The following is a 23,032-nucleotide window of genomic DNA, read 5'->3' as shown; positions in this document are numbered from 1 at the left end:
GACGGATAGAAAGCCTTCCGCGCCAGATGCAGCATCACCGCGCTGTCCTTGCCCACACTGTACAGCATCACCGGCTTCGCCGCGTCCGCCATCACCTCGCGCATGATGTGAATGCTCTCCGCCTCCAGGCGGTCCAGATGCGTCATATCGCTCGTCATGGCCTGCCCATTGCCGCCGCGCAGGGCGTCAGGCAAGCACTATGGGCTTTTCGGCATAATAGTCTGTCTTGTGCATCCCCTTCTGTTTGCGGCACCTTCCTGCTAGTCGCAACCGACAAGAGAATAGAGGAACTTATGCGCGCCACCCCCGATTTCGACTTCGCGCTCGGCGAAAATGCCGAGATGATCCGCGAAACGACCGCCCGCTTCGCCGACGAACAGATCGCGCCGCTCGCCGCGCACGCCGACGCCGAGGACTGGTTCCCGCGCGACGAATTGTGGACGCAGATGGGCGAACTCGGGCTGCACGGCATCACCGTGGAGGAGGAGTTCGGCGGGCTGGGGCTCGGCTACCTCGAGCATGTGATCGCGGTCGAGGAAGTGTCGCGGGCATCCGGAGCGATCGGGCTCAGCTATGGCGCGCATTCGAACCTGTGCGTCAACCAGATCCGCCGCTGGGGCAATGCCGAGCAGAAGGCCAAATATCTCCCCAAGCTGATCAGCGGCGAACATGTCGGCAGCCTCGCGATGTCGGAGGCGGGCGCGGGCAGCGACGTCGTGTCGATGAAGCTGAAGGCCGAGAAGGTCCAGGGCGGCTATGTGCTCAACGGCACGAAATTCTGGATCACCAATGCGACCTGTGCCGATACGCTCGTCGTCTATGCCAAGACGTCGCCCGAAGCCGGGTCGCGCGGCATCACCGCTTTCCTGATCGAAAAGGACATGCCGGGGTTTTCGATCGGGCAGAAGATCGACAAGGTCGGCATGCGCGGCTCGCCGACCGCCGAGCTGGTGTTCGACGATTGCGAAATCCCCGAGGAACAGGTGATGGGTCCCGAAAATGGCGGGGTCGGCGTGCTGATGTCGGGGCTCGACTATGAGCGCGTCGTGCTCGCGGGGCTCCAGCTCGGGATCATGCAGGCGTGCCTCGACACGGTCATTCCCTATGTCCGCGACCGCAAGCAGTTCGGCAAGCCGATCGGCAGCTTCCAGCTGATGCAGGCGAAGGTCGCCGACATGTATGTGATGCTCCAGTCGGCGCGCTCCTATGTCTACAACGTCGCCAAGGCGTGCGACGCGGGGCAGACGACGCGCTTCGACGCTGCGGGCTGCATCCTGCTCGCGAGCGAAAATGCGGTGAAGGTCGCGGGCGAAGCGATCCAGGCGCTGGGCGGTGCGGGCTACACCAAGGACTGGCCGGTCGAGCGCTACTGGCGCGATGCCAAGCTGCTCGATATCGGCGCCGGGACGAACGAGATTCGGCGCATGCTGATCGGCCGCGAACTGATAGGCGCGGGTTAAGGTTTCAATCGAGGGGGGAATATGGGGGCTGAAGGCGCCGGAGCGATCCGGACATGAACTGGCTGTGGCTTGCCGCGGCGGCGATGACGCTGTCCGCCCTCACCCATTCGATTCTCGGCGAGAAACGGCTGATCCAGCCACTGCTGCGCATCAAGCGCGGCATTTTGCTCGCCGACCTGCCGCGCAAGGTGTTCCGCTTCGCCTGGCACGCGATGGCGGTGCTGATGCTGCTGTCGGCGGCGACCGTCGCCTGGCCGGGTACGCCGCGCGGGCTGATCGTCGTGATCGGTGTCGGCTGGGTGGGAACCGGACTGGTCAACGCCGCGTGTACCGGGGGACGGCACATCATCTGGCCCTTCCTCGCCGGGTCGGGGGTGCTGGCCTTGATCGGAGCATGGGTTTGAATGAAGCGATCCTGACCGGACTGCAATATTATGGCGCGGGCGCGGCGACGCTGGCGGCACTGGTGGTGTCGTTGAACCTCGGGCGGCGCTGGACCGGCTGGGCGTTCGTGGTGTTCGTGACGAGCAGCATCGCGTTGATCCTGTGGGGGTTCCTGCAACCCGACAGCGAAGGCATCGGGTGGCAGAATATCGCGCTGCTGATCATCAACGCGATCGGCGTCTATCGCTATCTGATCCTGAAGGAAAAGCCCGCGGCGGAGGACCAGGGCGAGACCTCCTAGGCCGGCGCCCGACCGCAGTCCGCGTCGCTTCCGGCCACGAAAAAGGGCGCCGGTCCTTGCGGACGGCGCCCTTCTCGATAGCGGATCGAACGGATCAGGTCGTCGGCGCCGCCGGGGCCGCCGCTGCGGCCGGAGCAGCAGCCGGCGTGTCGATCTTGACCGTCCAAAGCTGCGCGAGGCGCTTGCGCGGGCCGGTGATCGTCGCGAGGGTCGCCTTCGCGCCCGCGCTATCGCCGGCGAGCGCCTGGGCGACGCCCTTGCGATAGGTCCAGAGTTCCTTGTCGCCGCCCGCCGCGAGCGCGGCGTCGTACAGCTTCACGGCGTCGGCGTAGCGGCCATAGCCGACCATCACGTCGCCGGTCGCACCGGCGCGCTTCGGATCGGACAAGGTCGTGGGCTTGGCGGCATAGGCCGTCAGCGTCGTTTCCTCGTCGCCGATGCGATCGCCCTGCGTCTTGGCGATCTCGTCGAACTTGGCGTCCTTGTCGGGGATGACCTTGGCGGCCTTGCCCACCTTGATCACCGACACGACCTCGCCCGGCAGCGCGGCTTCGGTGGCGAGCGACGCATATTCGAGATATTCGGGGCGCTGGAGCATCGAATTCGTCGCGCGCATCAGGCGCAGCGTGTCGAGCGCGACTTCCTTGTTCTCGCCGGTCTGCTGCAGCAGGATGAACAGGGTCTGGCGCCACACCTGCGGCTGCGGATAGTCGCGCATGCGCAGCGTCATCATGTCGAGCACTTCTTCGTTGCGGTTCGCGGCCTGCAGCGCGCGGATCGGACGCACGTAGAGCTCGTCCGACGGGCGCTGGCCCGCGGCACGGGTCGCCTCGATCGCTTCCTTGGCGAGGGTGATGCCCTTGTCGACCTGGCCGCTGGCGAGATAGCTGTCCATCAGCAGCGTCGGCAGCTGGGCTTCCTTCGCCCCGCCGGCCTTCGCCGCCTCGAGCCGCTCGATCGCCTTGGCATAGTTCTTTTCGTCATAGGCGAAGCTGCCGGTGTAATAATTATAGAGCGCGGCGCTCTCGGGCGGGGTCTTGCCCGACGCGAGCATCGTCTCGAGGCCCTTGCCCTGCGTCGCCTTGTCCTTGTTCAGGATGCCGAGCTGGAGCGTGAAGTGGCCGATCCAATATTTGTCCTCGGGCGTGGTCGCCTGCGGCTCGCCCTCGGCCAGCGCGGCCTGGAGCGCCGCGGCGTCCTTGAGGTTCGCGGCGTCCTGGATCTTCTTCACCACCGGGCCGAAGGCCTTGCTGGGGGTGATCGAAACCCCCTTCGCGGCCTCTTCTTCCTTCTTGCCCTTCTTTTCCTTCTTGGGCTTGTCCTGCGCCGCGGCGGGAACGGCGGCGGTCGCCATCAGCGCGCAGCCGAGCACGGCGGCGAGCGCCGTCGCGGGCATCGAGCGAAAACGGGTCAACATCTGAAATCTCTCCTTCGATTCGGCCCCGCGTTCCGGGCATGCCATGGGAAGCCGCTGTCGGAAAACGCGGCTAAACCTCTAGCGTTGCCAAGGCAAGACGGGGTGTTGAAATTTGCTATGGTGCGAGGCGGCTGAACGGCGATTGAACCGGTGCCGCGGGGTGCCAATCAGGTCACGGTCAGGCGACTTCGTCGATCGCCCGGTTGATGTCGCGCAGCACTGCCGGATCGCCCGGTGCGCCCGCCATCGCCGCTTCGGCGAGCTGGATCAGCGGGATGATGCCGAAGGTCGCGGCGAGGCCCTTCAGGCGAAGCGCCGCGACGTTCCAATTGGCGTCGCAACGCGCGCGGCGCATCAGGTCGGCGAGATCGCGCGCGCTGCCGGTGAAGGCGTTGCGCAGGTCGGCCGCCATCGCCGCGTCGTCGCCGATCGCTGCGGTCAGATACCGGTCGAGGGGGCCACTGTCGAAGGACATTCCACAGCCTTGTCACGCCGTGGTTAAGTTTCCGTTTCGTGGCGGGCATTTGATGCTATGATGGCAGGATGACGGGGGACAAGAAGATCGTCGGTTTGTGGCGGGATTCCGCGGCGAACGGAGACCAGGAAGGCCAATCGGCGGAGCCCGAGGCCGCGAGCGCAGCGCCCATCGAGGCGGCGGCGCCCGACCCCGCGCCCGCGCGCGCCGAACGCGACTGGCTCGACCGGAGCGCGCTCGACGATGCCGACGGCGTCGAGGAAGAGACGGCGAGCCCCTCGACCTTTCGCGACCGTGTCGCCCCTGCCCTGCTCATCCTGCTCGGGATCGGCTGGACCGTTTTTGCGGCGATGGCGGCGACCGAAAATTTCGCCCGCGCGCCGGCGACGGCCGAATGGCCCGGCGTGATCGCGACGATCGCGATGCCGCTGACGCTGCTCACCGTGCTGTGGATGGCGCTGCTGCGCTCGAGCCGGTCCGAGCAGGCGCGGTTCGCGCGCGTTACCGCGGCGCTGCGCGAAGAGAATGCGCAGCTCAACCAGTCGATGCATTCCTTGGGACTGCATATCGCCGATGCGCAGCGCCAGCTCGCCGAGCAGGCGAATATCGTCCAGCAGCTGGGGCTCGACACCGTTGCGCGGTTGACCGAGAGCAGCGACAAGCTCGCCACCAATGCTTCGGTGATCGCCAATGCGCACGACCAGCTTGCGCGCTCGGGCGATGTCGCGATGCAGCGGATGGACGGGCTGCTCGCCGGGCTGCCGCGGATCGACGACGTCGCGCAGCGGCTCGCGGGCAATTTCCGCGAGGCCGGGCTCGTCGCGCACCAGCAGGGCGCGAGCCTGGAAGCCAAGCTTGCGGCGCTCGCCGAGGAAGCGGTGAAGGCGGCCGAGACCGGCGAGACGTCGGCGGCGATGCTCGACGCCGCGATCGGCTCGCTCGAAGCGCGGACGAAGCAGGCCGAGACCGAATTGCTCGCGGCATCGGCGCAGGTGACCGGCGCGCACGAAACGACGCTGGCACAGGTGACGCAGACCGCGGCGGCGCTGCACCACGAACTGACCGCGACGGTCGAGGCGATGAGCGCGCGGCTGGGCGAGACCTGGCAGGCGTTCCGCGACGGCGTGGCGGATTCTGCCGGGCAGCTCGACGACCGGCTGGCGGTCGCGCGCAGCGCGGGCGACGATATCGGCGCGCAGCTTGCCGCGCATGGCGTCGCGAGCGAGGAGCTGGCGACGCGGATTTCGGGGCATGTCGGCGCGATCGAGCAAAGCCTCGCGACGCTCGACGCGACGATCGCGGGACGCGCCGACGTCATCGGGCGCGCGATCAGCGATACCAAGGCGCAGCTCGGCGCCTTTGCCGAGCAGGTGACGAAGGGCAATGCATCGGCGCAGCAGCTGGTCGGGCATGCCGAATCCTTGCTGCTCGCGCTCGACGCGGTGACGCGCGAGATGGACGAGACTCTGCCGCACGCGATCGACCGCATGGCGGCGCATGGCAAGGCGACCAAATCGTCGCTCGCCGACCTCAAACCGCTGCTTGAGGCATCGGAGCTGGTCGCGCAGTCGACGCTGTCGCACGTCAACGCTGTGCAGGCGACGCTCGCATCGAACGAGACGCAGATGTCGGATCATGCCGACAGCCAGCGCGCGCTGGTCGAGCGGATCACCGCCTCGCTCGCCGAGGCCGAGGCATCGCTCGCGAAACTCCGCGACGGCGCCGACCAGTTCGCCGAACAGGGCGGCGCGAAGATGATCGCGACGCTGGGCGAGGTGCGCCAGACCGCCGATTCGGCGGCGAGCCAGGCGCAGGCGACGCTCGAACGGCTCGTCGAAGGCGCGCGCGAGGCGATGCAGTCGACCGCGACCGAGGCGATCGACGCGGCGTTCCGGACCGAGATCATGGCGCAGCTCGACGCGATCGGCGAAGCCTCCGAGCGCGCGGTCGCGGCGGCGAACAACGCCACCGACCGGCTGATGCGCCAGCTGATCACGATCATGGACACCAGCGCGAGCGTCGAGGCGCGCGCCGCCGAGGCCGAAGCGGCGATCGCCGCGTCGGACCGCGATTCGCTGGCGAAGCAGGTCGGGCTGCTTACCGAGTCGCTCAAATCGACCGCGATCGACCTCACCAAGATATTGTCGAGCGAGGTCAGCGACACCGCGTGGGACGCCTATCTCAAGGGCGACCGCGGCGTCTTTGCGCGGCGCGCGGTCAAGCTGGTCGAGAATAGCGAGGCGAAGGAAATCCTGCGCGTCTATCAGAATGACGACGGCTTCCACGCCTCGGTCAACCAGTTCATCCACGATTTCGAGGCGATGCTGCGCCTGCTGATGAACACGCGCGACGGATCGGCGATCAGCGTGACATTGCTGTCGTCGGATATCGGCAAGCTTTATGTGGCGCTGGCGCAGGCGATCGATCGTTTGCGGGGGTAGCCGAGGGTGAGGGCATTTTTGCTGGCGGCAGTTTTTGCTCTGGCTGGCTGCGCTGACGATCGGCCAGATCAGTGGGATGCTTTCATCTATTCCGATGCTGACGATCTATCCAAATTCGAGACTATCGAGGGATTTAAAACGTTCGAGCTGTGCCAGCGCGCCGCAATAGATAGGCTTCGCGCAACGGGTGCCGCTGAACAAGGCGACTATGAGTGCGGACACAAATGTCGATTTGATCCGCAGCTCAAAGTGAATGCCTGCAAGGAAACGCGAAAGTAGCCTACGCCCGCCCGCCGAGCACGTCGGGGTCGGCCCAGCCGTTCACATAGGCGACGTAGTAGATGACGAAAGCGATCGTCGCGACGATCGTCATCTGCAGCAGGATGCGGCCGGGGCGGAAGCGTGCCGGGGCGCCGTGGTCCTGGCCGGCGATCAGCGGCTCATTGTCGTCCTCGACGCGGCGGCCGTGGAAGGGGAGCACGAAGAAGGTGCTGAACGCCCAGAAGAGCAGGTAGATGGCGAGCGCCGAGGTCCATTTCATGGGGCCGCTCCCTACAGGTCGATCAGCATGACGTCGACCACCGGCTTCTTGCCGGTCCAGTCGGTCGCGATGCGGCGGACGCCGAGGCGGATCGCCTCGCGCATCTTCTCGACATCCTTCGAGGGCGCGAGCGCGGCCATTTCGGCGGCTTCGCGCATCTCGTCGACAAAGGCTTCGCGGTCGTCCTCGACGGGCACGCCGCGATAGCTGACCGCGCTTTCGGTGAATTTGCCGGCGGTGAAGATCACCGCGACGGTGATATGGCCGTTGATCGACAGCTTGCGCCGCTCGCCCATCGTCGCGCCGTCCGCCGGGAGGATCACGTCGCCGTCGAGGATCAGGCGGCCCGAGCGGACGCGCTCGACGATCTTCGCGGGACCCGGCGCGAGGCGCACGAGGTCGCCATTTTCCTGGATCAGCGCGTCGGGCACCCCCCGTTCGAGCGCGAAGCGCGCCTGTTCGTGCATATGGCGGATTTCGCCATGCACCGGCACGACGAGCTTCGGCCGCAGCCAGCCGTAGAGCGCGGCGAGTTCGGGCTGGCCGGGGTGGCCGCTGACGTGGATATGCGCCTGCTTTTCGGTCACGGTCAGCACGTCCTTGGCGGCAAGCTGGTTCATGATGCGGCCGATCGCGACCTCGTTGCCCGGGATCTGCTTCGACGAGAAGACGACGGTGTCGCCGGGCTCGAGCTTGATCTGGTGGATGTCGGCGGCCATGCGCGCGAGCGCGGCACGCGGTTCGCCCTGCCCGCCCGTCGCGATCACCATGACCTGGTCGCGCGGCAGCCGCATCGCCTCGTCGAAATCGACCGTGGCGGGGAAATCCTTCAAATAGCCGACCGAGCGCGCGACGCCGAGGATGCGGTCGAGCGAGCGCCCGGCGACGCAGAGGCTGCGCCCCGTCGCCTTCGCGACCTCGCCCAGCGTCTTGAGGCGCGCGGCGTTCGAGGCGAAGGTGGTGACGATCACCCGGCCCTTCGCGGCGCCGACGGCGCTCAGCAGCCCGTCCATCAGCCCGCCCTCGCTGCCCGAGGCCTCGGGGTTGAAGGCGTTGGTCGAATCGCCGACGAGGACGTCGATGCCCTCGTCGCCGAGCGCGGTGAGCGCCGCGGCGGTCGAGGGGGTGCCGAGCACCGGATCGTCGTCGAGCTTCCAGTCGCCGGTGTGGAAGACACGGCCGTAGGGCGTGTCGATCACCGCGGCGCTCATCTCGAGGATCGAGTGCGCGAGCGGCATCAGGCGGATGCCGAAGGGGCCGAGCTGGAATTCGGCGTCGATATCGACGGTCTTGATCGTGACTTCGTTCTGAAGCCCCTCTTCGGCGAGCTTGTGCGCGATGAGGCCCGCGGTGAAGCGGTTGGCGTAGAGCGGCACGCCGAGTTCGGCGGCAAGATAAGGCAAGGCGCCGATATGATCCTCATGCCCGTGGGTCAGGACGATGCCGAGCAGGTCCTTCTTGCGGTCCTCGATGAATTCGAGGTCGGGCATGATGATGTCGATGCCGGGATAGTCGTGCGTGCCGAAGGTCACGCCGAGGTCGAGCATGATCCATTTGCCGTCGCAGCCGTAGAGATTGGCGTTCATGCCGATCTCGCCCGAACCGCCGAGCGCGAGGAAAAGAAGCTCCTTGCCGGGAGTCGTCATGTTGTTGTCCGTTGATTGTAGAGGTGCATCAGGCCGTTGAGGGTCAAATCGGGGTCGATGCGGTCGAAGAGATGGCCCTGCTTGTCGAACAGGGTCGCGAGCCCGCCCGTGGCGATGACGGTGAGCGGCTTGGCGATCTCGGCCTTCATGCGCGCGATGAGGCCTTCGATCATCGCGACATAGCCCCAATAGACGCCGATCAGCATCTGGCTTTCGGTGGTGCGGCCGATGACGCTGGTCGTCGCAGGTGCCTCGATCGCGATGCGCGGCAACTTGGCGGCGGCGGCGACGAGGGCTTCGAGCGACAGGTTGACGCCGGGGGCGATGATGCCGCCGAGATAGGCGCCGTCGGGCCCGATATGGTCGAGCGTCGTCGCGGTGCCGAAGCTGATGACGAGCTTGTCCCTGCCGGGCTCGATCGCCTGCGCCGAGATGGCGTTGACCGCGCGGTCGGCGCCGACCGACTGCGGTTCGTCCACCTTCAAGGCGATGCCCCAGCTGACCGGCGCGCGGCCCGCGACGAGCGCGTCGACGCCGAAATATTTATGCGCGAGCAGCTGGAGATTGTGGAGCGCGCGCGGGACGACGGTCGAGATGATCACCGCGTCGACTGCGCTGCGGTCCTGCTCTTCGATGCGCATCAGCTGGTCGAGCCAGACCATATATTCGTCGGCGGTGCGGCGGTCGTCGGTCGCGATGCGCCAGCGCGCGAGCAAGGCCTGCCCGTCGAACAAAGCGAATTTGGCGTTGGTGTTGCCGACGTCGATCGCGAGCAGCATGGCTACTTCCCCTCACCCACCGGGCGGCGTAGCTCGACGTCCCCGGCATGTACCAACATGGTCTCGCCGCCCTCGCGGCGCAAGCGCAGCGCGCCGTCGGGCGCTAGGCCGTCGAAAAAGCCGTCGACGCCCTGTTCGGACACGCGCAGCGGCGTGCCGACGGGGTGGCCGAGCGGTAACCACGCGCGGACGATGCTGCCCACGCCTTCCTGCCGCCAGATCCACAAGGCGTCCATCATCGCGACGGCCAAGGCGTCCGCGAAGCGGTCGCGGTCGATGGCAACGCCGGCATCGGCAAAGGCAAAGGTCGGGCGATCAGGCAGGTCGGGCGCAGACGCCAGATTGACGCCGATCCCGACGACCACGCAGTCGCCATGGCGTTCGAGCAGGATGCCCGCGCATTTCGCGCCTTCGACGAGCAGGTCGTTGGGCCATTTCAGCTGGAGTGGGACCGAAGGCGCGAAAATCGCCACCACCTTGGCCAGCGCCACCGCAACGACGAGCGCCAAGGTCGCCGGCGACGGATCGCTCGCCGTGAGGCGGACGACGGTCGAGCCCATGAAATTGCCCTGCCCGTCACCCCATGCCCGCCCGAGGCGGCCGCGGCCCGCACTCTGGCGCTCGGCGACGAGCCAATGCCCTTCGCCGACAAACTCGCTGCTGGCCAGCCGCGCCAGCAGGTCGGCGTTGGTCGAACCTGTCTCCGCGATCCGCTCGATCGGCGGGATCAGAAGAGCACCGCCGCGGCGGCCGCCGACGCGGCACCGAGCATGGGAATGAAGAGGTAGCCGACGATCGACAGCCACAAGGCGCTGACGGTCATGATCGTGCCCTCGACGATGTTGCCGCCGCCGCTGATCTCGACCTCCGACTTGTCGTCGAAGTACATCGTCTTGATGATCATGATGTAATAATAAGCGCCGATCACCGAGGCGACGATGCCCGCGACCGCGAGCGGCACGAGGTTGGCGTTCACCGCGGCCTGGAAGGCCAGATATTTCGGCCAGAAGCCGAACAGCGGCGGGATACCCGCGAGGCTGTACATGAACACCGCCATCGCCGCGGCGAGGCCGGGGCGGCGCTCCGACAGGCCGGCGAGCGCGGGGATGCTCTCGATCTGGTTGCCGTCGGCGTCGCGCAGCTGGAGCACGACGAGGAAGGCGCCGAGCGTGGTCACGACATAGACGAGCAGGTAGGTCAGCACCGCCTGCACGCCGAGCTGCGTTCCCGCGGCGAGGCCGATGAGCATGAAGCCGACATTGTTGATCGACGAATAGGCGAGCAGGCGCTTGATGTTCTTCTGCCCGATCGCGCCGACCGCGCCGAGGATGATCGAGGCGAGCGCGAGGAAGATCACGATCTGCTGCCAGGCGCCGACGGCAGGGCCCATCGCGTCGACGACGACGCGCGTCATCAGCGCCATCGCCGCGACCTTGGGGGCGCTGGCGAAGAAGGCGGTGACCGGGGTCGGCGCGCCTTCATAGACGTCGGGGGTCCACATGTGGAAGGGCACCGCGCTGACCTTGAAGCCGAGGCCCGCGAGCACGAAGACAATGCCGAAGATCAGCCCGATGTTGAGCTCGCCGCCCACGCGCGTGGCGATGGTCGCGAAATCGGTGCTGCCGGCAAAGCCGTAGAGCAAGGAGATGCCGTAGAGCAGCATGCCCGAGGCGAGCGCGCCGAGGACGAAATATTTGAGCCCCGCCTCGCTCGACCGTTCGTCGGTGCGCATGAAGCTGGCCAGAACATAGGCGGCCAGGCTGTTGAGCTCGAGCCCGACATAGAGCGTCATCAAGTCGCGCGCCGAGGCCATGATCCCCATGCCGAGCGCGGCGAAGAGGATCAGTACCGGATATTCGGCGCGCATGCCGGTCGTGAAGAAGCGCGGCGCGACGAGGATCGACACGGCGCTGGCGCCGTAGATGATCAGCTTGGCGAAGCCGCCGAAGGCATCGACCGACAGCGTGTTCGAGAAGACCGTGGCGTGGGTGCCGAACAGCGCGACCACGGCGACCGCCGCGGCGCCTAGCGTCAGCAGCGCGGCGAGCTGGTAGAGTCCGACCTGGCGATCGCCGAGGAAGGTGCCGAGCATCAGCGTGACCAGCCCGCCGATCGTCAGGATCAGTTCGGGCCAGATGAGGGCGAGATCGGCGGTCATTGGCTGCCTCCCGCATGATGCGCTTCGCCGGCGGGCACCTCATGGCCTTCGCCATGCTTTTCGGCCGCCTTGGGCTTGCCCGCGCTGACATGCGCGTCGCCCGCGGGCTTGGCCGGGGCGAGGCGCGCGACCACGGTGGTCACGTCGCCGCGCATCGGCGCGAGGAAGCTTTCGGGATAGACGCCCATCCACAGGGCCACGGCGGCCAGCGGCGCCATGATCGCCCATTCGCGGGGGTTGAGATCGGGCATCGCCTTCACATCGTCCTTGGTCAGTTCGCCGAACACGATCCGGCGGTAGAGATAGAGCATGTACGCGGCGCCGAGGATGATGCCGGTGGTGCACACGAAGGCGACCCAACTGGAGGCTTCATAGATACCCGCGATGCTCAGGAATTCGCCGACAAAGCCGCTGGTACCCGGCAGGCCGATCGACGCCATGGTGAACAGCATGAAGAACAAAGCATAGGCCGGCATGTTCACCGCGAGCCCGCCGTAACGGTCGATCTCGCGCGTGTGCAGCCGGTCGTAGATCACGCCGACGCAGAAGAAGAGCGCGGCCGAGACGACGCCGTGGCTGAGCATGACGATCATCGCGCCCTCGATGCCCTGCTGGTTGAAGGCGAACAGGCCCGCGGTGACGATCGCCATGTGCGCGACCGACGAATAGGCGATCAGCTTCTTCATGTCGCTCTGCACCAGCGCGACGAGGCTGGTGTAGACCACCGCGACCATCGACAGCGCAAAGACGATCCACATCAGCTGCGCCGACGCCTCGGGGAACATCGGCATCATGAAGCGCACGAAGCCATAGCCGCCCATCTTCAGGAGCACGCCCGCCAGGATCATCGAGCCCGCCGTCGGCGCCTGGACGTGCGCGTCGGGCAGCCAGGTGTGCACCGGCCACATCGGCATCTTGACCGCGAGGCTGGCGAAGAAGGCGAGCCACAGCCAGGTCTGCATGTCGACCGGGAAGTTGTAGCTCATCAGCGTCGGGATGTCGGTCGTGCCGGCCTCCGCGATCATCGCGATCATCGCGATGAGCATCAGCACCGAGCCGAGCAGCGTGTAGAGGAAGAATTTGAACGCCGCATATTTGCGGTTCGCGCCGCCCCAGATGCCGATGATGAAATACATCGGGATCAGGCCGGCCTCGAAGAAGATGTAGAAAAGCAGCAGGTCCTGCGCCGCGAAGACGCCGATCATCACCACTTCCATCGCGAGGAACATCGCCATGTAGAGCCCGACGCGCTTGGTGATCGCCTCCCAGCTCGCGAGGATGCAGAGCGGCATCAGGAAGGTGCTGAGCACGATCAGCAGCAGCGCGAGGCCGTCGATGCCGAGCGCCCAGTCGAACGGGCCGAACAGGCCTTCGCTGCGTTCCTGGAACTGCCATTGCGCGCCGCCGATATCGAACTGCGACCACATGACGAGGCTGAGCGCGAAATTGACGAGCGTGGCGCCGAGCGCGACGAACTTCGCGTTGCGGTCGCCGACGAACAGGCAGGCGACGGCCGCGATCGCGGGGATCGCCAGCAGCAGCGAGAGGAAAGGAAACCCGCTCACAGGAAATTCACCATGGCCCAGCTGGCGAGGCCGACAAGCCCGAGCAGCATCACGAACGCATATCCATAAACATAACCCGATTGCAGCCGCACCGCGAGCCGCGTTCCCCCTGCGACGAGCGTCGCCGCGCCATCGGGACCGAAGCGGTCGATGGTCTGCTCATCGCCGCGCTTCCAGAAGAAGCGGCCGATCGCGAAGGCCGGCTTGACGAAGAGAACGTTGTACAGCTCGTCGAAATACCATTTGTTGTAGAGGAACTGGTGGAGCAGCTTGAACTGCGCCACGAAGCGCCCCGGCAGCGTGGTGTTGCGGATATAGCTGTTCCACGCGAGGAACAGCCCGATCGCCATCACCGTGAACGGCGTCCATTTGACCCAGGTCGGCACCTCGTGCGCGGCGTGCATCAGATGTTCGTCGAACGCGAGCATGCTGCCGGCCCAGAATTTGGCGCCTTCCTCGGCATAGATGAACGGATGCGCGAAGACGAAACCCGCAGCGACCGCGCCGATCGAAAGGACGATCAGCGGGATCAGCATCGTGACCGGGCTTTCGTGCGGGTGATAGCCCGCGGTGCCGTCGCCGTGCGCGTCGTGGTGGTGATGCGCATGCTCGTCGGCGGCATGTTCGTCGGCCGGATGATCGTCGTGGTGATGATCGTGGACGGCGTGCTGGATATGCTCGCTCTGCTCCCAGCGCGGCTTGCCGTAGAAGGTCAGGAAGACCAGGCGCCACGAATAGAAGCTCGTCAGCAGCGCGGCGAAGATACCGACCCAGAAGGCGATCGTGCCGCCGCCGCCGGCAGCGAAGGCCGCTTCGAGGATGCCGTCCTTCGAGTGGAAACCCGCGAAACCCGCGACGCCCGCGATACCGACGCCGGTGATCGCCAGCGTGCCCAGCGTCATCGCCCAGAAGGTGATCGGGATATGCTTACGCAGGCCGCCATAATAGCGCATGTCCTGTTCGTGGTGCATCGAGTGGATGACCGAACCCGCGCCAAGGAACAGCAAGGCCTTGAAGAAGGCGTGGGTGAACAGGTGGAACATCGCAGCGCCATAAGCGCCGACGCCCGCAGCGAAGAACATGTAGCCGAGCTGCGAGCAGGTCGAATAGGCGATGACGCGCTTGATGTCCCACTGCGTCGTGCCGACCGTCGCGGCGAAGAAGCAGGTCGCGGCGCCGACGAAGGTAACGACGCCGAGCGCGATCGGCGCGGTTTCGAACATCGGCGACAGGCGGCAGACCATGAAGACGCCCGCGGTGACCATCGTCGCGGCGTGAATCAGCGCCGACACCGGGGTCGGACCCTCCATCGCGTCGGGAAGCCAGGTGTGCAGCCCGAGCTGCGCCGACTTGCCCATCGCGCCGATGAACAGCAGCAGGCAGAGGATCGTCATCGTGTCGAGGCGCATGCCGAGGAAGGTGATCGACGAACCCGCCATGCCCGGCGCGGCGTCGAGGATCGCGGGGATCGAGACGGTGCCGAAGACGAGGAAGGTGCCGAAGATGCCGAGCATGAAACCCAAGTCACCCACGCGGTTGACGACGAACGCCTTGATCGCGGCGGCATTGGCGCTCGGCTTCTTGTACCAGAAACCGATGAGCAGGTACGACGCGAGACCGACGCCTTCCCAGCCGAAGAACATCTGGACGAGGTTGTTCGCGGTCACGAGCATCAGCATCGCGAAGGTGAAGAGCGAGAGATAGGCGAAGAAGCGCGGCTGGTCCGGATCCTCCTCCATATAGCCCCAGCTATAGAGGTGGACGAGCGCCGACACCGTGGTGATGACGACGAGCATCACCGCGGTCAGCGTGTCGACGCGCAACTCCCAGTTGAACTCGAGCGCGCCCGAGCTGACCCAGTGGAGCACGGTCACGACCTCGGCCTGCCCCGTGCCGAACACGAAGGACAGGAAGATCGGCCAGCTCAGGGCGCAGCTGGTGAACAGCGCGCCGGTGGTGACCAGCTTCGACGCGAAGGGCCCGATGGCCCGCTGGCCGAGCCCTGCGACAAGTGCCGCGAGCAGCGGCAGGAAAACGATCGCCTGAATCACCGGCTCACCCCTTCATCCGGTTGGCGTCATCGACCGCAATGGTGCCGCGGCCGCGGAAATAGATCACGAGAATGGCAAGGCCGATCGCCGCTTCGCCCGCGGCGACGGTCAGCACGAACATCGAGAACACCTGGCCCACGAGGTCGCCCAGCGCCGCGCTGAACGCGACGAGATTGATGTTCACCGCGAGCAGGATGAGCTCGATCGCCATCAGGATGACGATGATATTCTTGCGGTTGATGAAGATGCCGAGCACGCCGAGCGTGAACAGCACCGCCGAAACGGCGAGATAATGGCCGACCGAAATCACAGCTGGACCCCCTGCCCGACGCCCGGATCGACGAGGCGCGTCGCATCCTCGGGCCGGCGCTGGTTCTGCGCCGAGATATTCTGGGTGCGCACGCCGCCGCGGCTGCGGTGGGTCAGCACGATCGCGCCGATCATCGCGACGAGCAGGACGATGCCTGCCGCCTCGAACAGGAAGATATATTTCGTGTAGAGCAGTTCGCCGATCTGCTGGATATTGCTCTTGTCGGTCACCGCGGGCGCGGCGCGCGCGGCGAGGTCGATGCCCCCCGCGCTCCACGCGCCGACCGCGAAGACCAGCTCGGCCGCAAGGATGATCGCGACGAGCGCACCCAAGGGCAGGTAGCGCACGAAACCCGCGCGCAGCTCGGCGAAATCGATGTCGAGCATCATCACGACGAAGAGGAACAGCACCGCGACCGCACCGACATAGACGATGACGAGCAGCATCGCGATGAACTCGGCCCCCGCGAGCAGCATCAGCCCCGCCGCGTTGAAGAAGGCGAGGATCAGCCACATCACGCTGTGGACCGGGTTGCGGGCAAAGATCACCATCGCCGCCGAAGCGATCACGAGGGTGGCGAAGAGCCAGAAAGCAGCGACCTGAATCATGTGCGCGCGCCCTTATCGATAGGGCGCGTCGACGGCAAGATTCGCCGCGATCGCGCGTTCCCATTTGTCGCCATTGGCGAGCAATTTGGCCTTGTCATAGAGCAGTTCCTCGCGCGTTTCGGTCGCGAATTCGAAGTTCGGCCCCTCGACGATCGCATCGACCGGGCACGCTTCCTGGCAGAAGCCGCAATAGATGCACTTGGTCATGTCGATGTCGTAGCGCGTCGTGCGCCGCGACCCGTCGTCGCGCGGCTCTGCCTCGATCGTGATTGCCTGCGCCGGGCACACCGCTTCGCAGAGCTTACACGCGATGCAACGTTCCTCGCCGTTGGGATAACGGCGCAGCGCATGCTCGCCGCGGAAACGCGGCGACAGCGGGTTCTTCTCGAACGGATAGTTGATCGTCGCCTTGGGCTTGAAGAAATATTTGAGCGTGAGGGCGTGCGCCTTCACGAACTCCCACAAGGTGAAGCTTTTGACGAGATGGGCGATGCTACTCATTGCGCGCTCACTTGATTGTCCGACTTGCAGGTCGCCTTACCTTCGATTTGAAGTGTGCCGCGACCATCCTTGGATGTGATTTCAACGACCTGCCAGACGAACGGGCTCTCTTCGTAAAGGCTACCGAGGCGCCCCGAGAAGGTTGCTCCGGGAGAATCCGGCAGCCTGGCGGTGAGCGTGCGACTGCCGTCCGCGGCTCCCGACACCTTGCGATCGTCGAAGGCGTTCTCGAACGGGCCTTTGACGCCAAAGAAGTCGCCGGGCTCCACGATCAACTGGAACTCGCTCGCCGACTCCGACCACAGCGGCGCCGACGATACGGTCCCTGTGCAATTCAGCACGACGGCAAGGAAAGAGGCAGCCGCGATGCTCACGCCGCATACCTCGTCAGCATCAGCCAGCCCGAGATCAGGAAGATCCAGATCAGCGAGATCGGCAGGAAGACCTTCCAGCCCAGCCGCATCAGCTGGTCGTAGCGGTATCGCGGCACGGTCGCCTTCACCCAGCTGAACACGAAGAAGAAGAAGAGGATCTTCGCGAACAGCCAGATCACGCCCGGGACGTCGAACCAGGGGATCAGGTCGATGTTGAGCGGCGGCAGCCAGCCGCCCCAGAAGAGCACCGCGTTGAGCGTGCACATCAGCAGGACGTTGGCATATTCGCCGAGCCAGAAGAGCGCGAAGCTCATCGACGAATATTCGGTCTGGTAACCCGCGACGAGCTCGCTCTCGGCCTCGGTCAGGTCGAACGGCGCGCGCGCGGTTTCGGCGAGCGCCGAGATCAGGAACATCACCGCGAGCGGGAAGAGCAAAAGGTTGAAGCCGAAGGCGTTGACGATGCCGAAGCCGTGACCTTCCTGCGCTTTCACGATCGCGTTCATGTTGAAGCTGTCGGCATAGAGCACGACGCCGATCAGGATGAACCCGATCGACACTTCATAGCTGATCATCTGCGCCGAGGCGCGGAGCGCGGAAAAGAAGGGATATTTCGAGTTCGACGCCCAGCCCGACAGGATGACGCCATAGACGCCGAGCGACGAGATCGCGAGGATGTAGAGCAGCCCGACGTTGATGTCGGCGAGCACCGCGCCCGAATTGAACGGGATCACCGCCCACGCCATCAGCGCGACGGTGAAGGTGATGATCGGCGCGATCAGGAACAGACCGCGGTTGGCCGACGTCGGGATGATCGTTTCCTGCAGGAACACCTTCAGGCCGTCAGCGAACGACTGGAGCAGGCCGAAGGGGCCGACGACGTTCGGGCCGCGGCGCAGCGCGATCGCCGCCCAGATCTTGCGGTCGGCATAGATGATCATCGCGACCGCGAGCATCAGCGGCAGCGCGATGAGCAGGATGCCCGCGATCGTCGCGACGCCCCACGCCCAGGTCGGGTCCATGCCCCAGGAGATGAAGGCCTCGGTCATTTCTTCGTGCCGTCCTGGTTGCGCCAGCCGTTATGCGGGCCGGGCTTGTCCGACTTGCCCTTGGGGTTGAAACCCCGCCAGACCGAATAGCCCATCCCGACGAACAGGATGGACGCAATCGCATGTACCGGGGTCATTCCGCGGCCTCCGCAAAATCCACGCCATGGATCAGCTCTTCCGAGCAGCGCTGCATCGTCGGCGACGCGCGGCAGATGGCGTTGGTGAGGTAGAAATCCTTGATCGGCGACGGGATCGTCCGCGCCTCGGGCTTGGTCGGCAGCTTGGGTACCGTCCAGCCGTAATCGGCGAGACCTTCAATACCCAGCGCAGGCACCGCGGCGATCATCGCGGCGCGGCATTCGGCAAAGCTGTCGAAGCCGAGACTGACGCCGAGCGCGTCGGCCAAAGCCCTGAAAATGCTCCAGTCCTCGCGCGCGTCGCCCGGGGCGAACACCGCCTTGTCGCTGCGCTGGACGCGGCCCTCGGTGTTGACCGTGGTGAAGTCCTTTTCGGTCCACGCCGCCGCCGGCAGGATGGCGTCGGCCGCGTGCGCACCTTTATCGCCATGGTGGCCGACATAGACTTTGAAGGTCCCGGGCAGCGCCGCGAAATCGACCTCGTCGGCGCCAAGGAAGAAGGCGAGCTTCGGCTTGGCCGCGATGACGTCCTTGATCCCGCCGGGCAGGCCGTAGCCGAGCATCAGCGAACCCATGCGCGCGGCCGAGAAATGCACGACATTATAGCCGTTCCAGCCGTCCTTGACGGCATCGACGGCCTTGGCGAGCGCAAGGCCCGCGCCGTGGACGCCGGGCACCGACAGCGCGCCGCCGCCGAAGACCAGCATCGGCCGCTCCGCGCCCTTCAGCGCGTCGGTGACATGCGCCGGCAGCTTCGCGACGAGCGACGCGTCGTCGCCGAGCCATTCGGTCTTGTAGGTGAGGTCGGTTTCGGGGCCGATGGCGAAGACCTTGGCGCCCTTCTTCCACACCGCCTTGCGGACGCGCGTGTTGATCAGCGGCGCTTCCCAGCGCAGATTCGTGCCGACGAGCAGGATCACGTCGGCATTTTCGGCCTCGGCGATCGTCGTGTTGAAATTGACCGCCGACAGGCTGGTGACGTCGTAATCGAGCCCGGTCTGGCGCCCTTCGAGCAAGCTGCCGCCGAGCGCGGTCACCAGCGCCTTGGCCGCGAACATCGTCTCGCAATCGGCGAGGTCGCCGGCGATGGCGGCGATCGACGAACCCGCGTTCACCGCCTTGATCGCGGCAAAGGCCTCGGCCCAGCTTGCTTCGACGAGCGCCCCGTCCTTGCGCACATAAGGGCGATCGAGGCGGCGGCGGACCAGGCCGTCGACGTGGTGGCGCGTCTTGTCGCTCGCCCATTCCTCGTTCACATCGTCGTTCACACGCGGCAGCACGCGCAGCACCTGGCGCCCGCGCGCGTCGATGCGGACGTTGGTGCCGACCGCATCCATCATGTCGATGCCGAGCGTCTTGGTGAGTTCCCACGGCCGCGCCTCGAACGCGTAGGGCTTGCTGGTCAGCGCGCCGACCGGGCAGAGGTCGACGACATTGCCCGACAGTTCGCTCTGCACGGCGTTTTCGAGATAGCTCGTGATCTGCATATTCTCGCCGCGATAGATCGCGCCGATATCCTCGACGCCCGCGACTTCCTCCGCGAAGCGGACGCAGCGCGTGCACTGGATGCAGCGGGTCATCACCGTCTTGACGATGGGGCCCATATATTTCTCGGTCACCGCGCGCTTGTTCTCGTCATAGCGCGTCGCGCCGCGGCCATAGGCGACCGACTGGTCCTGCAGGTCGCACTCGCCGCCCTGGTCGCAGATCGGGCAGTCGAGCGGGTGGTTGATGAGCAGGAACTCCATCACCCCTTCGCGCGCCTTCTTCACCATCGGGCTGTCGGTCTTGATGATCTGGCCCTCGGCGGCGGGCAGCGCGCAGCTCGCCTGCGGCTTCGGCGGGCCCGGAGCGACCTCGACCAGGCACATGCGGCAATTGCCCGCGATCGACAGACGTTCGTGATAGCAGAAGCGCGGGATTTCCTTCCCCGCCAGCTCGCACGCCTGCAGGACGGTCGCGCCCTGCGGGACGTCGAGTTCTACGCCATCAACGGTAACTTTAGGCACCCGGCACCTCACTCATTCGATACAATGCGTCGGCGATGTGATTGCGCACGTCGCGCACGTCGACGCCATATTTCGCGCCCTCGGGCATGCAGTCCGACAAGGCGGTGCCCATCGCCCGAATGGCGGCAACCTCTTCGGGCGAGCCGAGCGCCGTGCCGAGCAGCGCGAGCGACCCGGCGGGGTCGGCCGAAGCGATGCAGCTCGAAAAGCTGGCGACGAAGCTGCGGCCCTTTGCGATGGGCACGCGGGTCGCGGCAACGGGAGCCAGTGCACCGAGCCGCGCCCGGCGGCCCTGGTCGGCGTGGATTGCGCTCTCGGCCAGGGCGCCGCGGAACTCGCCGCTATGACCGCTGATATACGGTGCATCGCTGCAGGAATCGAACGCGGCGACCGAAACGAGCGCGGCGCGCTCCGCCGGAGTGTCGATCGCGGTGCCGAGCGCGGCGCGCGCACGATCGGGCGACTGACGCCAGATGCAGGCGGCGAAATCGTTCATGACCTGCTGCTTGGGCACCAGCCGCTGCGCCGAAGCCGCGCGCGTCTCGTCCTGCCGGTCCATCTTTTCGCGAAGTTTGCGGTGTTCGTCCCAGCGACCCATGCTCGACGGCGGGGTCACCGACGGGTTGCTGTTCTGCGGCGCCTGCGCTGCAGCAAGAAGGGCAAATGCAAGCGTGATCATTGCGTAGCTCCCACTTCGACAACCGGCTGAAAACGATGGACGATCGGCTCGGCCACGGCGAAGCGCAGCACCTCCGGCGTGATTTCGATCTCCTGACCCGCCACCACGCAGTGCGACAGGTGCGGAATCAGCTTGCGCATCGCCGGCCCCTGCCCGCCCTTGCCGGGTTCGGACACGACCAGTTCGATCGCGCCCGCGCTTTCGCGGCTGACGAGGCAGTCTCCCATTTCGAACAGCGCGAGCAGCGGGGCATCGAGCGTTTCGTCATCGGGCAGCGCGTCGAGCGCTTCGGCGAACCAGGGCTTCTCGCTCGCCCGAACCGACGCCTTGCCGCCCGTGCCGGCAATCAGCCCGCGCGCGACCGCGACTCCGAGCGACGGCCGCAGCGCCCGTCCGGTGAATTCGAGCTTCTTGCCGTCGAGCACGAAACGCTCGTCGTCCATGCAGATGCCGAGCGGCCCCTCGCTGCGCAGCATCACGCGATATTCGGCGTCGGTGCCGGGCAAGGTCGAGAGAATCTCGCGCGAGATCGCGTTGCGCCGCTCCGCCATGCACGCCGTGACCAGCGCCATGGTCTCGTTCGTATCATATTTGGTCGCGGTCTTGCCGATACGCGTGCCGGTGCGCTGCGCCGACGCATCGGTCGGCACGGTCGCTGCGGCGATGACCGCAAAGGCAAGGAACGGCGCGGCGAATTTCATTCCGCCGCCTCCAGCGCGCCATTGTCGCGGATACGACGTTCGAGTTCGGGGCGGAAATGCTTGATCAGGCCCTGGATCGGCCAGGCCGCGGCGTCGCCGAGCGCGCAGATGGTGTGGCCCTCGACCTGCTTGGTCACGTCGTAGAGCGTATCGATCTCGCTGATGTCGGCGTCGCCGGTGCGCAGGCGCTCCATCACGCGCCACATCCAGCCGGTGCCCTCGCGGCACGGCGTGCACTGGCCGCAGCTCTCGTGCTTGTAGAAATAGCTGATGCGGCTGATCGCCTGGACGACGTCGGTCGACTTGTCCATCACGATGGCAGCAGCGGTGCCGAGGCCCGATCCGACGGCTTTCAATCCGTCGAAATCCATCGGGCAGTCCATGATCTCGGCCGCCGGAACCAGCGGGACCGACGAACCGCCGGGGATCACCGCGAGCAGATTGTCCCAGCCGCCGCGGATGCCGCCGCAATGCCTGTCGATCAGTTCGCGGAAGGTTATGCTCATCTCTTCCTCGACGACGCAGGGCTTGTTCACATGGCCGCTGATCTGGAAGAGCTTGGTGCCCTTGTTGTTCTCGCGCCCGAAGCTGGAGAACCAGCCGGCGCCGCGGCGCAGGATCGTCGGGACAACCGCGATCGACTCCACGTTGTTCACGGTGGTCGGGCAGCCATAGAGGCCCGCACCCGCCGGGAACGGCGGTTTCAGGCGCGGCTGGCCCTTCTTGCCCTCGAGGCTTTCGATCATCGCGGTTTCTTCGCCGCAGATGTACGCGCCGGCGCCGCGGTGGACGAAGACGTCGAAATCATAGCCCGACTTGGCGGCATTCTTGCCGAGCAGGCCGGCGTCATAGGCCTCCTGCACCGCTGCGAAGAGCGTCTCGGCCTCGCGGATGAACTCGCCGCGGATGTAGATATAGGCCGCACGCGCGCGCATCGCGTAACCCGCGATCAGCGCGCCTTCGATCAGCTTGTGCGGATCGTGGCGGATGATCTCGCGGTCCTTGCACGAGCCCGGTTCGGATTCGTCGGCGTTGATGACGAGGAAGCTCGGGCGGTCGGCGCGCGGCTCCTTCGGCATGAACGACCATTTGAGCCCCGTTGGGAAGCCCGCACCGCCGCGGCCGCGCAGACCCGACGCCTTGATCTCCTCGATGATCGCGTCCTGGCCGCGCTTCATCAGGTCCTTGGTCTTGTCCCAGTCGCCGCGCATCTGCGCCGACTTCAGGTTCCACGGCTGGAAGCCGTAGATATTGGTGAAAATGCGATCCTTGTCGGCGAGCATCTAGCGGCTCCCACTATTTTTCTGGAGCACCAGATAGATAATCACGCCGAGCCCGATGAGGAGCAGCGGAAAGAGCAAGGCGAAAGCCAGCCGCAGCACGAAACCGAGCACCGCGAAGGCGCCGATCACCGCGAGGATGAGGATGATGTCCTTCTGGGTCATC

At 65.9% G+C, this 23,032-nt stretch carries 26 protein-coding genes; 5 read left to right on the top strand and 21 right to left on the bottom strand.

Going from position 1 to position 23,032, the window contains the following annotated elements:
• Positions 1 to 158: phosphoadenosine phosphosulfate reductase domain-containing protein (locus tag ATE62_RS23010; RefSeq protein WP_156422292.1), on the bottom strand; the 158-nt coding region annotated here is incomplete at its 3' end.
• A 135-nt stretch (positions 159 to 293) separates the two neighbouring features.
• Between ATE62_RS23010 and ATE62_RS19050 the strand changes: the two genes are divergently transcribed.
• From ATE62_RS19050 to ATE62_RS19040, 3 genes are read left to right on the top strand one after another with little or no spacing between them, the layout of a single operon-like run.
• Positions 294 to 1,460, top strand: a complete 1,167-nt coding sequence (locus ATE62_RS19050) for an isovaleryl-CoA dehydrogenase (RefSeq protein ID WP_058809120.1) — start codon at positions 294 to 296, stop codon at positions 1,458 to 1,460.
• Positions 1,461 to 1,513: 53 nt separating this feature from the next.
• Positions 1,514 to 1,864: a hypothetical protein gene (locus ATE62_RS19045; protein ID WP_058809119.1), complete on the top strand. Its 351-nt coding sequence runs from the start codon at positions 1,514 to 1,516 to the stop codon at positions 1,862 to 1,864.
• Positions 1,861 to 2,145: a hypothetical protein gene (locus tag ATE62_RS19040; protein WP_058809125.1), complete on the top strand. Its 285-nt coding sequence runs from the start codon at positions 1,861 to 1,863 to the stop codon at positions 2,143 to 2,145. The genes ATE62_RS19045 and ATE62_RS19040 overlap by 4 nt, the downstream gene beginning before the upstream one ends.
• 94 nt (positions 2,146 to 2,239) lie before the next feature.
• On the opposite strand, the gene ATE62_RS19035 is transcribed toward ATE62_RS19040, so the two are convergent.
• A complete protein-coding gene (locus tag ATE62_RS19035; RefSeq protein ID WP_058809118.1) occupies positions 2,240 to 3,562 on the bottom strand; it encodes a hypothetical protein in 1,323 nt (440 codons plus the stop codon).
• 178 nt (positions 3,563 to 3,740) lie between these two features.
• Positions 3,741 to 4,037, bottom strand: coding sequence for a hypothetical protein (locus ATE62_RS19030; RefSeq protein WP_058809117.1), 297 nt, complete (start codon positions 4,035 to 4,037; stop codon positions 3,741 to 3,743).
• Between the two features lie 68 nt (positions 4,038 to 4,105).
• On the opposite strand from ATE62_RS19030, the gene ATE62_RS19025 reads away from it, so the two are divergent.
• The gene (locus ATE62_RS19025; RefSeq protein WP_058809116.1) at positions 4,106 to 6,478 is read left to right on the top strand and encodes a hypothetical protein; all 2,373 of its coding nucleotides are present in this window, start codon (positions 4,106 to 4,108) and stop codon (positions 6,476 to 6,478) included.
• Positions 6,479 to 6,484: 6 nt separating this feature from the next.
• The gene (locus tag ATE62_RS23420) at positions 6,485 to 6,757 is read left to right on the top strand and encodes a hypothetical protein (RefSeq protein WP_156420604.1); all 273 of its coding nucleotides are present in this window, start codon (positions 6,485 to 6,487) and stop codon (positions 6,755 to 6,757) included.
• A 1-nt stretch (position 6,758) separates the two neighbouring features.
• Here ATE62_RS23420 and ATE62_RS19020 read toward each other — a convergent pair whose 3' ends face one another.
• Genes ATE62_RS19020 through ATE62_RS23410 form a run of 18 tightly spaced genes read right to left on the bottom strand, consistent with a single transcriptional unit; the run spans position 6,759 to position 23,031 of the window.
• Complete coding sequence (locus tag ATE62_RS19020) at positions 6,759 to 7,019, bottom strand: DUF1467 family protein (RefSeq protein ID WP_058809115.1); 261 nt, start codon at positions 7,017 to 7,019, stop codon at positions 6,759 to 6,761.
• A gap of 11 nt (positions 7,020 to 7,030) precedes the next feature.
• The gene (locus ATE62_RS19015) at positions 7,031 to 8,665 is read right to left on the bottom strand and encodes a ribonuclease J (protein WP_058809114.1); all 1,635 of its coding nucleotides are present in this window, start codon (positions 8,663 to 8,665) and stop codon (positions 7,031 to 7,033) included.
• Complete coding sequence (locus ATE62_RS19010) at positions 8,662 to 9,444, bottom strand: type III pantothenate kinase (protein ID WP_058809113.1); 783 nt, start codon at positions 9,442 to 9,444, stop codon at positions 8,662 to 8,664. The genes ATE62_RS19015 and ATE62_RS19010 overlap by 4 nt, the downstream gene beginning before the upstream one ends.
• 2 nt (positions 9,445 to 9,446) lie before the next feature.
• On the bottom strand, positions 9,447 to 10,250 hold the full coding sequence (locus ATE62_RS19005) for a biotin--[acetyl-CoA-carboxylase] ligase (RefSeq protein ID WP_082662900.1): 804 nt from the start codon (positions 10,248 to 10,250) through the stop codon (positions 9,447 to 9,449).
• On the bottom strand, positions 10,172 to 11,602 hold the full coding sequence (gene nuoN / locus ATE62_RS19000; RefSeq protein WP_058809112.1) for an NADH-quinone oxidoreductase subunit NuoN: 1,431 nt from the start codon (positions 11,600 to 11,602) through the stop codon (positions 10,172 to 10,174). The genes ATE62_RS19005 and nuoN overlap by 79 nt, the downstream gene beginning before the upstream one ends.
• A complete protein-coding gene (locus tag ATE62_RS18995) occupies positions 11,599 to 13,167 on the bottom strand; it encodes an NADH-quinone oxidoreductase subunit M (RefSeq protein WP_058809111.1) in 1,569 nt (522 codons plus the stop codon). The genes nuoN and ATE62_RS18995 overlap by 4 nt, the downstream gene beginning before the upstream one ends.
• Positions 13,164 to 15,218 (bottom strand): NADH-quinone oxidoreductase subunit L, encoded by a 2,055-nt coding sequence (gene nuoL / locus ATE62_RS18990; protein WP_058809110.1) that lies wholly within the window; start codon positions 15,216 to 15,218, stop codon positions 13,164 to 13,166. Before nuoL ends, ATE62_RS18995 begins: the two co-directional genes overlap by 4 nt.
• Before the next feature lie 4 nt (positions 15,219 to 15,222).
• The gene (gene nuoK / locus ATE62_RS18985; RefSeq protein WP_003051614.1) at positions 15,223 to 15,528 is read right to left on the bottom strand and encodes an NADH-quinone oxidoreductase subunit NuoK; all 306 of its coding nucleotides are present in this window, start codon (positions 15,526 to 15,528) and stop codon (positions 15,223 to 15,225) included.
• On the bottom strand, positions 15,525 to 16,136 hold the full coding sequence (locus tag ATE62_RS18980; RefSeq protein WP_058809109.1) for an NADH-quinone oxidoreductase subunit J: 612 nt from the start codon (positions 16,134 to 16,136) through the stop codon (positions 15,525 to 15,527). The genes nuoK and ATE62_RS18980 overlap by 4 nt, the downstream gene beginning before the upstream one ends.
• 12 nt (positions 16,137 to 16,148) lie before the next feature.
• Positions 16,149 to 16,637, bottom strand: a complete 489-nt coding sequence (gene nuoI, locus ATE62_RS18975; protein ID WP_058809108.1) for an NADH-quinone oxidoreductase subunit NuoI — start codon at positions 16,635 to 16,637, stop codon at positions 16,149 to 16,151.
• Positions 16,634 to 17,011: a hypothetical protein gene (locus tag ATE62_RS18970; protein ID WP_058809107.1), complete on the bottom strand. Its 378-nt coding sequence runs from the start codon at positions 17,009 to 17,011 to the stop codon at positions 16,634 to 16,636. The genes nuoI and ATE62_RS18970 overlap by 4 nt, the downstream gene beginning before the upstream one ends.
• Positions 17,008 to 18,060 carry an NADH-quinone oxidoreductase subunit NuoH gene (nuoH, locus tag ATE62_RS18965; RefSeq protein WP_058809106.1) on the bottom strand — a complete coding sequence of 351 codons (1,053 nt, stop codon included), beginning with the start codon at positions 18,058 to 18,060 and terminating at the stop codon, positions 17,008 to 17,010. Before nuoH ends, ATE62_RS18970 begins: the two co-directional genes overlap by 4 nt.
• The gene (locus ATE62_RS23415; protein WP_156420603.1) at positions 18,057 to 18,197 is read right to left on the bottom strand and encodes a hypothetical protein; all 141 of its coding nucleotides are present in this window, start codon (positions 18,195 to 18,197) and stop codon (positions 18,057 to 18,059) included. The genes nuoH and ATE62_RS23415 overlap by 4 nt, the downstream gene beginning before the upstream one ends.
• Positions 18,194 to 20,206, bottom strand: a complete 2,013-nt coding sequence (gene nuoG, locus ATE62_RS18960) for an NADH-quinone oxidoreductase subunit NuoG (RefSeq protein ID WP_058809105.1) — start codon at positions 20,204 to 20,206, stop codon at positions 18,194 to 18,196. Before nuoG ends, ATE62_RS23415 begins: the two co-directional genes overlap by 4 nt.
• Entirely contained in the window at positions 20,199 to 20,885 is a 687-nt protein-coding gene (locus tag ATE62_RS18955) for a hypothetical protein (RefSeq protein WP_058809104.1), read from the bottom strand. The genes nuoG and ATE62_RS18955 overlap by 8 nt, the downstream gene beginning before the upstream one ends.
• Entirely contained in the window at positions 20,882 to 21,586 is a 705-nt protein-coding gene (locus ATE62_RS18950; protein ID WP_058809103.1) for a hypothetical protein, read from the bottom strand. The genes ATE62_RS18955 and ATE62_RS18950 overlap by 4 nt, the downstream gene beginning before the upstream one ends.
• Positions 21,583 to 22,869 (bottom strand): NADH-quinone oxidoreductase subunit NuoF, encoded by a 1,287-nt coding sequence (nuoF, locus tag ATE62_RS18945; protein ID WP_058809102.1) that lies wholly within the window; start codon positions 22,867 to 22,869, stop codon positions 21,583 to 21,585. The genes ATE62_RS18950 and nuoF overlap by 4 nt, the downstream gene beginning before the upstream one ends.
• Entirely contained in the window at positions 22,870 to 23,031 is a 162-nt protein-coding gene (locus tag ATE62_RS23410; RefSeq protein ID WP_156420602.1) for a hypothetical protein, read from the bottom strand.
• Position 23,032: the final 1 nt, after the last annotated feature.

It is taken from the genome of Sphingopyxis sp. HIX (genome assembly GCF_001468285.1).
Taxonomy (GTDB): Bacteria; Pseudomonadota; Alphaproteobacteria; order Sphingomonadales; family Sphingomonadaceae; genus Sphingopyxis.
This window is presented reverse-complemented; position numbering and strand designations above follow the sequence as displayed.

Bases quoted from the DNA above. Each gene is read 5' to 3' on its own strand.
- ATE62_RS19050 (WP_058809120.1), top strand. From the start codon at position 294: ATGCGCGCCACCCCCGATTTCGACTTCGCGCTCGGCGAAAATGCCGAG.
- ATE62_RS19045 (WP_058809119.1), top strand. From the start codon at position 1,514: ATGAACTGGCTGTGGCTTGCCGCGGCGGCGATGACGCTGTCCGCCCTC.
- ATE62_RS19035 (WP_058809118.1), bottom strand. From the start codon at position 3,562: ATGTTGACCCGTTTTCGCTCGATGCCCGCGACGGCGCTCGCCGCCGTG.
- ATE62_RS19030 (WP_058809117.1), bottom strand. From the start codon at position 4,037: ATGTCCTTCGACAGTGGCCCCCTCGACCGGTATCTGACCGCAGCGATC.
- ATE62_RS19025 (WP_058809116.1), top strand. From the start codon at position 4,106: ATGACGGGGGACAAGAAGATCGTCGGTTTGTGGCGGGATTCCGCGGCG.
- ATE62_RS19020 (WP_058809115.1), bottom strand. From the start codon at position 7,019: ATGAAATGGACCTCGGCGCTCGCCATCTACCTGCTCTTCTGGGCGTTC.
- ATE62_RS19015 (WP_058809114.1), bottom strand. From the start codon at position 8,665: ATGACGACTCCCGGCAAGGAGCTTCTTTTCCTCGCGCTCGGCGGTTCG.
- ATE62_RS19010 (WP_058809113.1), bottom strand. From the start codon at position 9,444: ATGCTGCTCGCGATCGACGTCGGCAACACCAACGCCAAATTCGCTTTG.
- nuoN (WP_058809112.1), bottom strand. From the start codon at position 11,602: ATGACCGCCGATCTCGCCCTCATCTGGCCCGAACTGATCCTGACGATC.
- ATE62_RS18980 (WP_058809109.1), bottom strand. From the start codon at position 16,136: ATGATTCAGGTCGCTGCTTTCTGGCTCTTCGCCACCCTCGTGATCGCT.
- nuoI (WP_058809108.1), bottom strand. From the start codon at position 16,637: ATGAGTAGCATCGCCCATCTCGTCAAAAGCTTCACCTTGTGGGAGTTC.
- nuoH (WP_058809106.1), bottom strand. From the start codon at position 18,060: ATGACCGAGGCCTTCATCTCCTGGGGCATGGACCCGACCTGGGCGTGG.
- ATE62_RS23415 (WP_156420603.1), bottom strand. From the start codon at position 18,197: ATGACCCCGGTACATGCGATTGCGTCCATCCTGTTCGTCGGGATGGGC.
- ATE62_RS18955 (WP_058809104.1), bottom strand. From the start codon at position 20,885: ATGATCACGCTTGCATTTGCCCTTCTTGCTGCAGCGCAGGCGCCGCAG.
- ATE62_RS18950 (WP_058809103.1), bottom strand. From the start codon at position 21,586: ATGAAATTCGCCGCGCCGTTCCTTGCCTTTGCGGTCATCGCCGCAGCG.
- nuoF (WP_058809102.1), bottom strand. From the start codon at position 22,869: ATGCTCGCCGACAAGGATCGCATTTTCACCAATATCTACGGCTTCCAG.
- ATE62_RS23410 (WP_156420602.1), bottom strand. From the start codon at position 23,031: ATGACCCAGAAGGACATCATCCTCATCCTCGCGGTGATCGGCGCCTTC.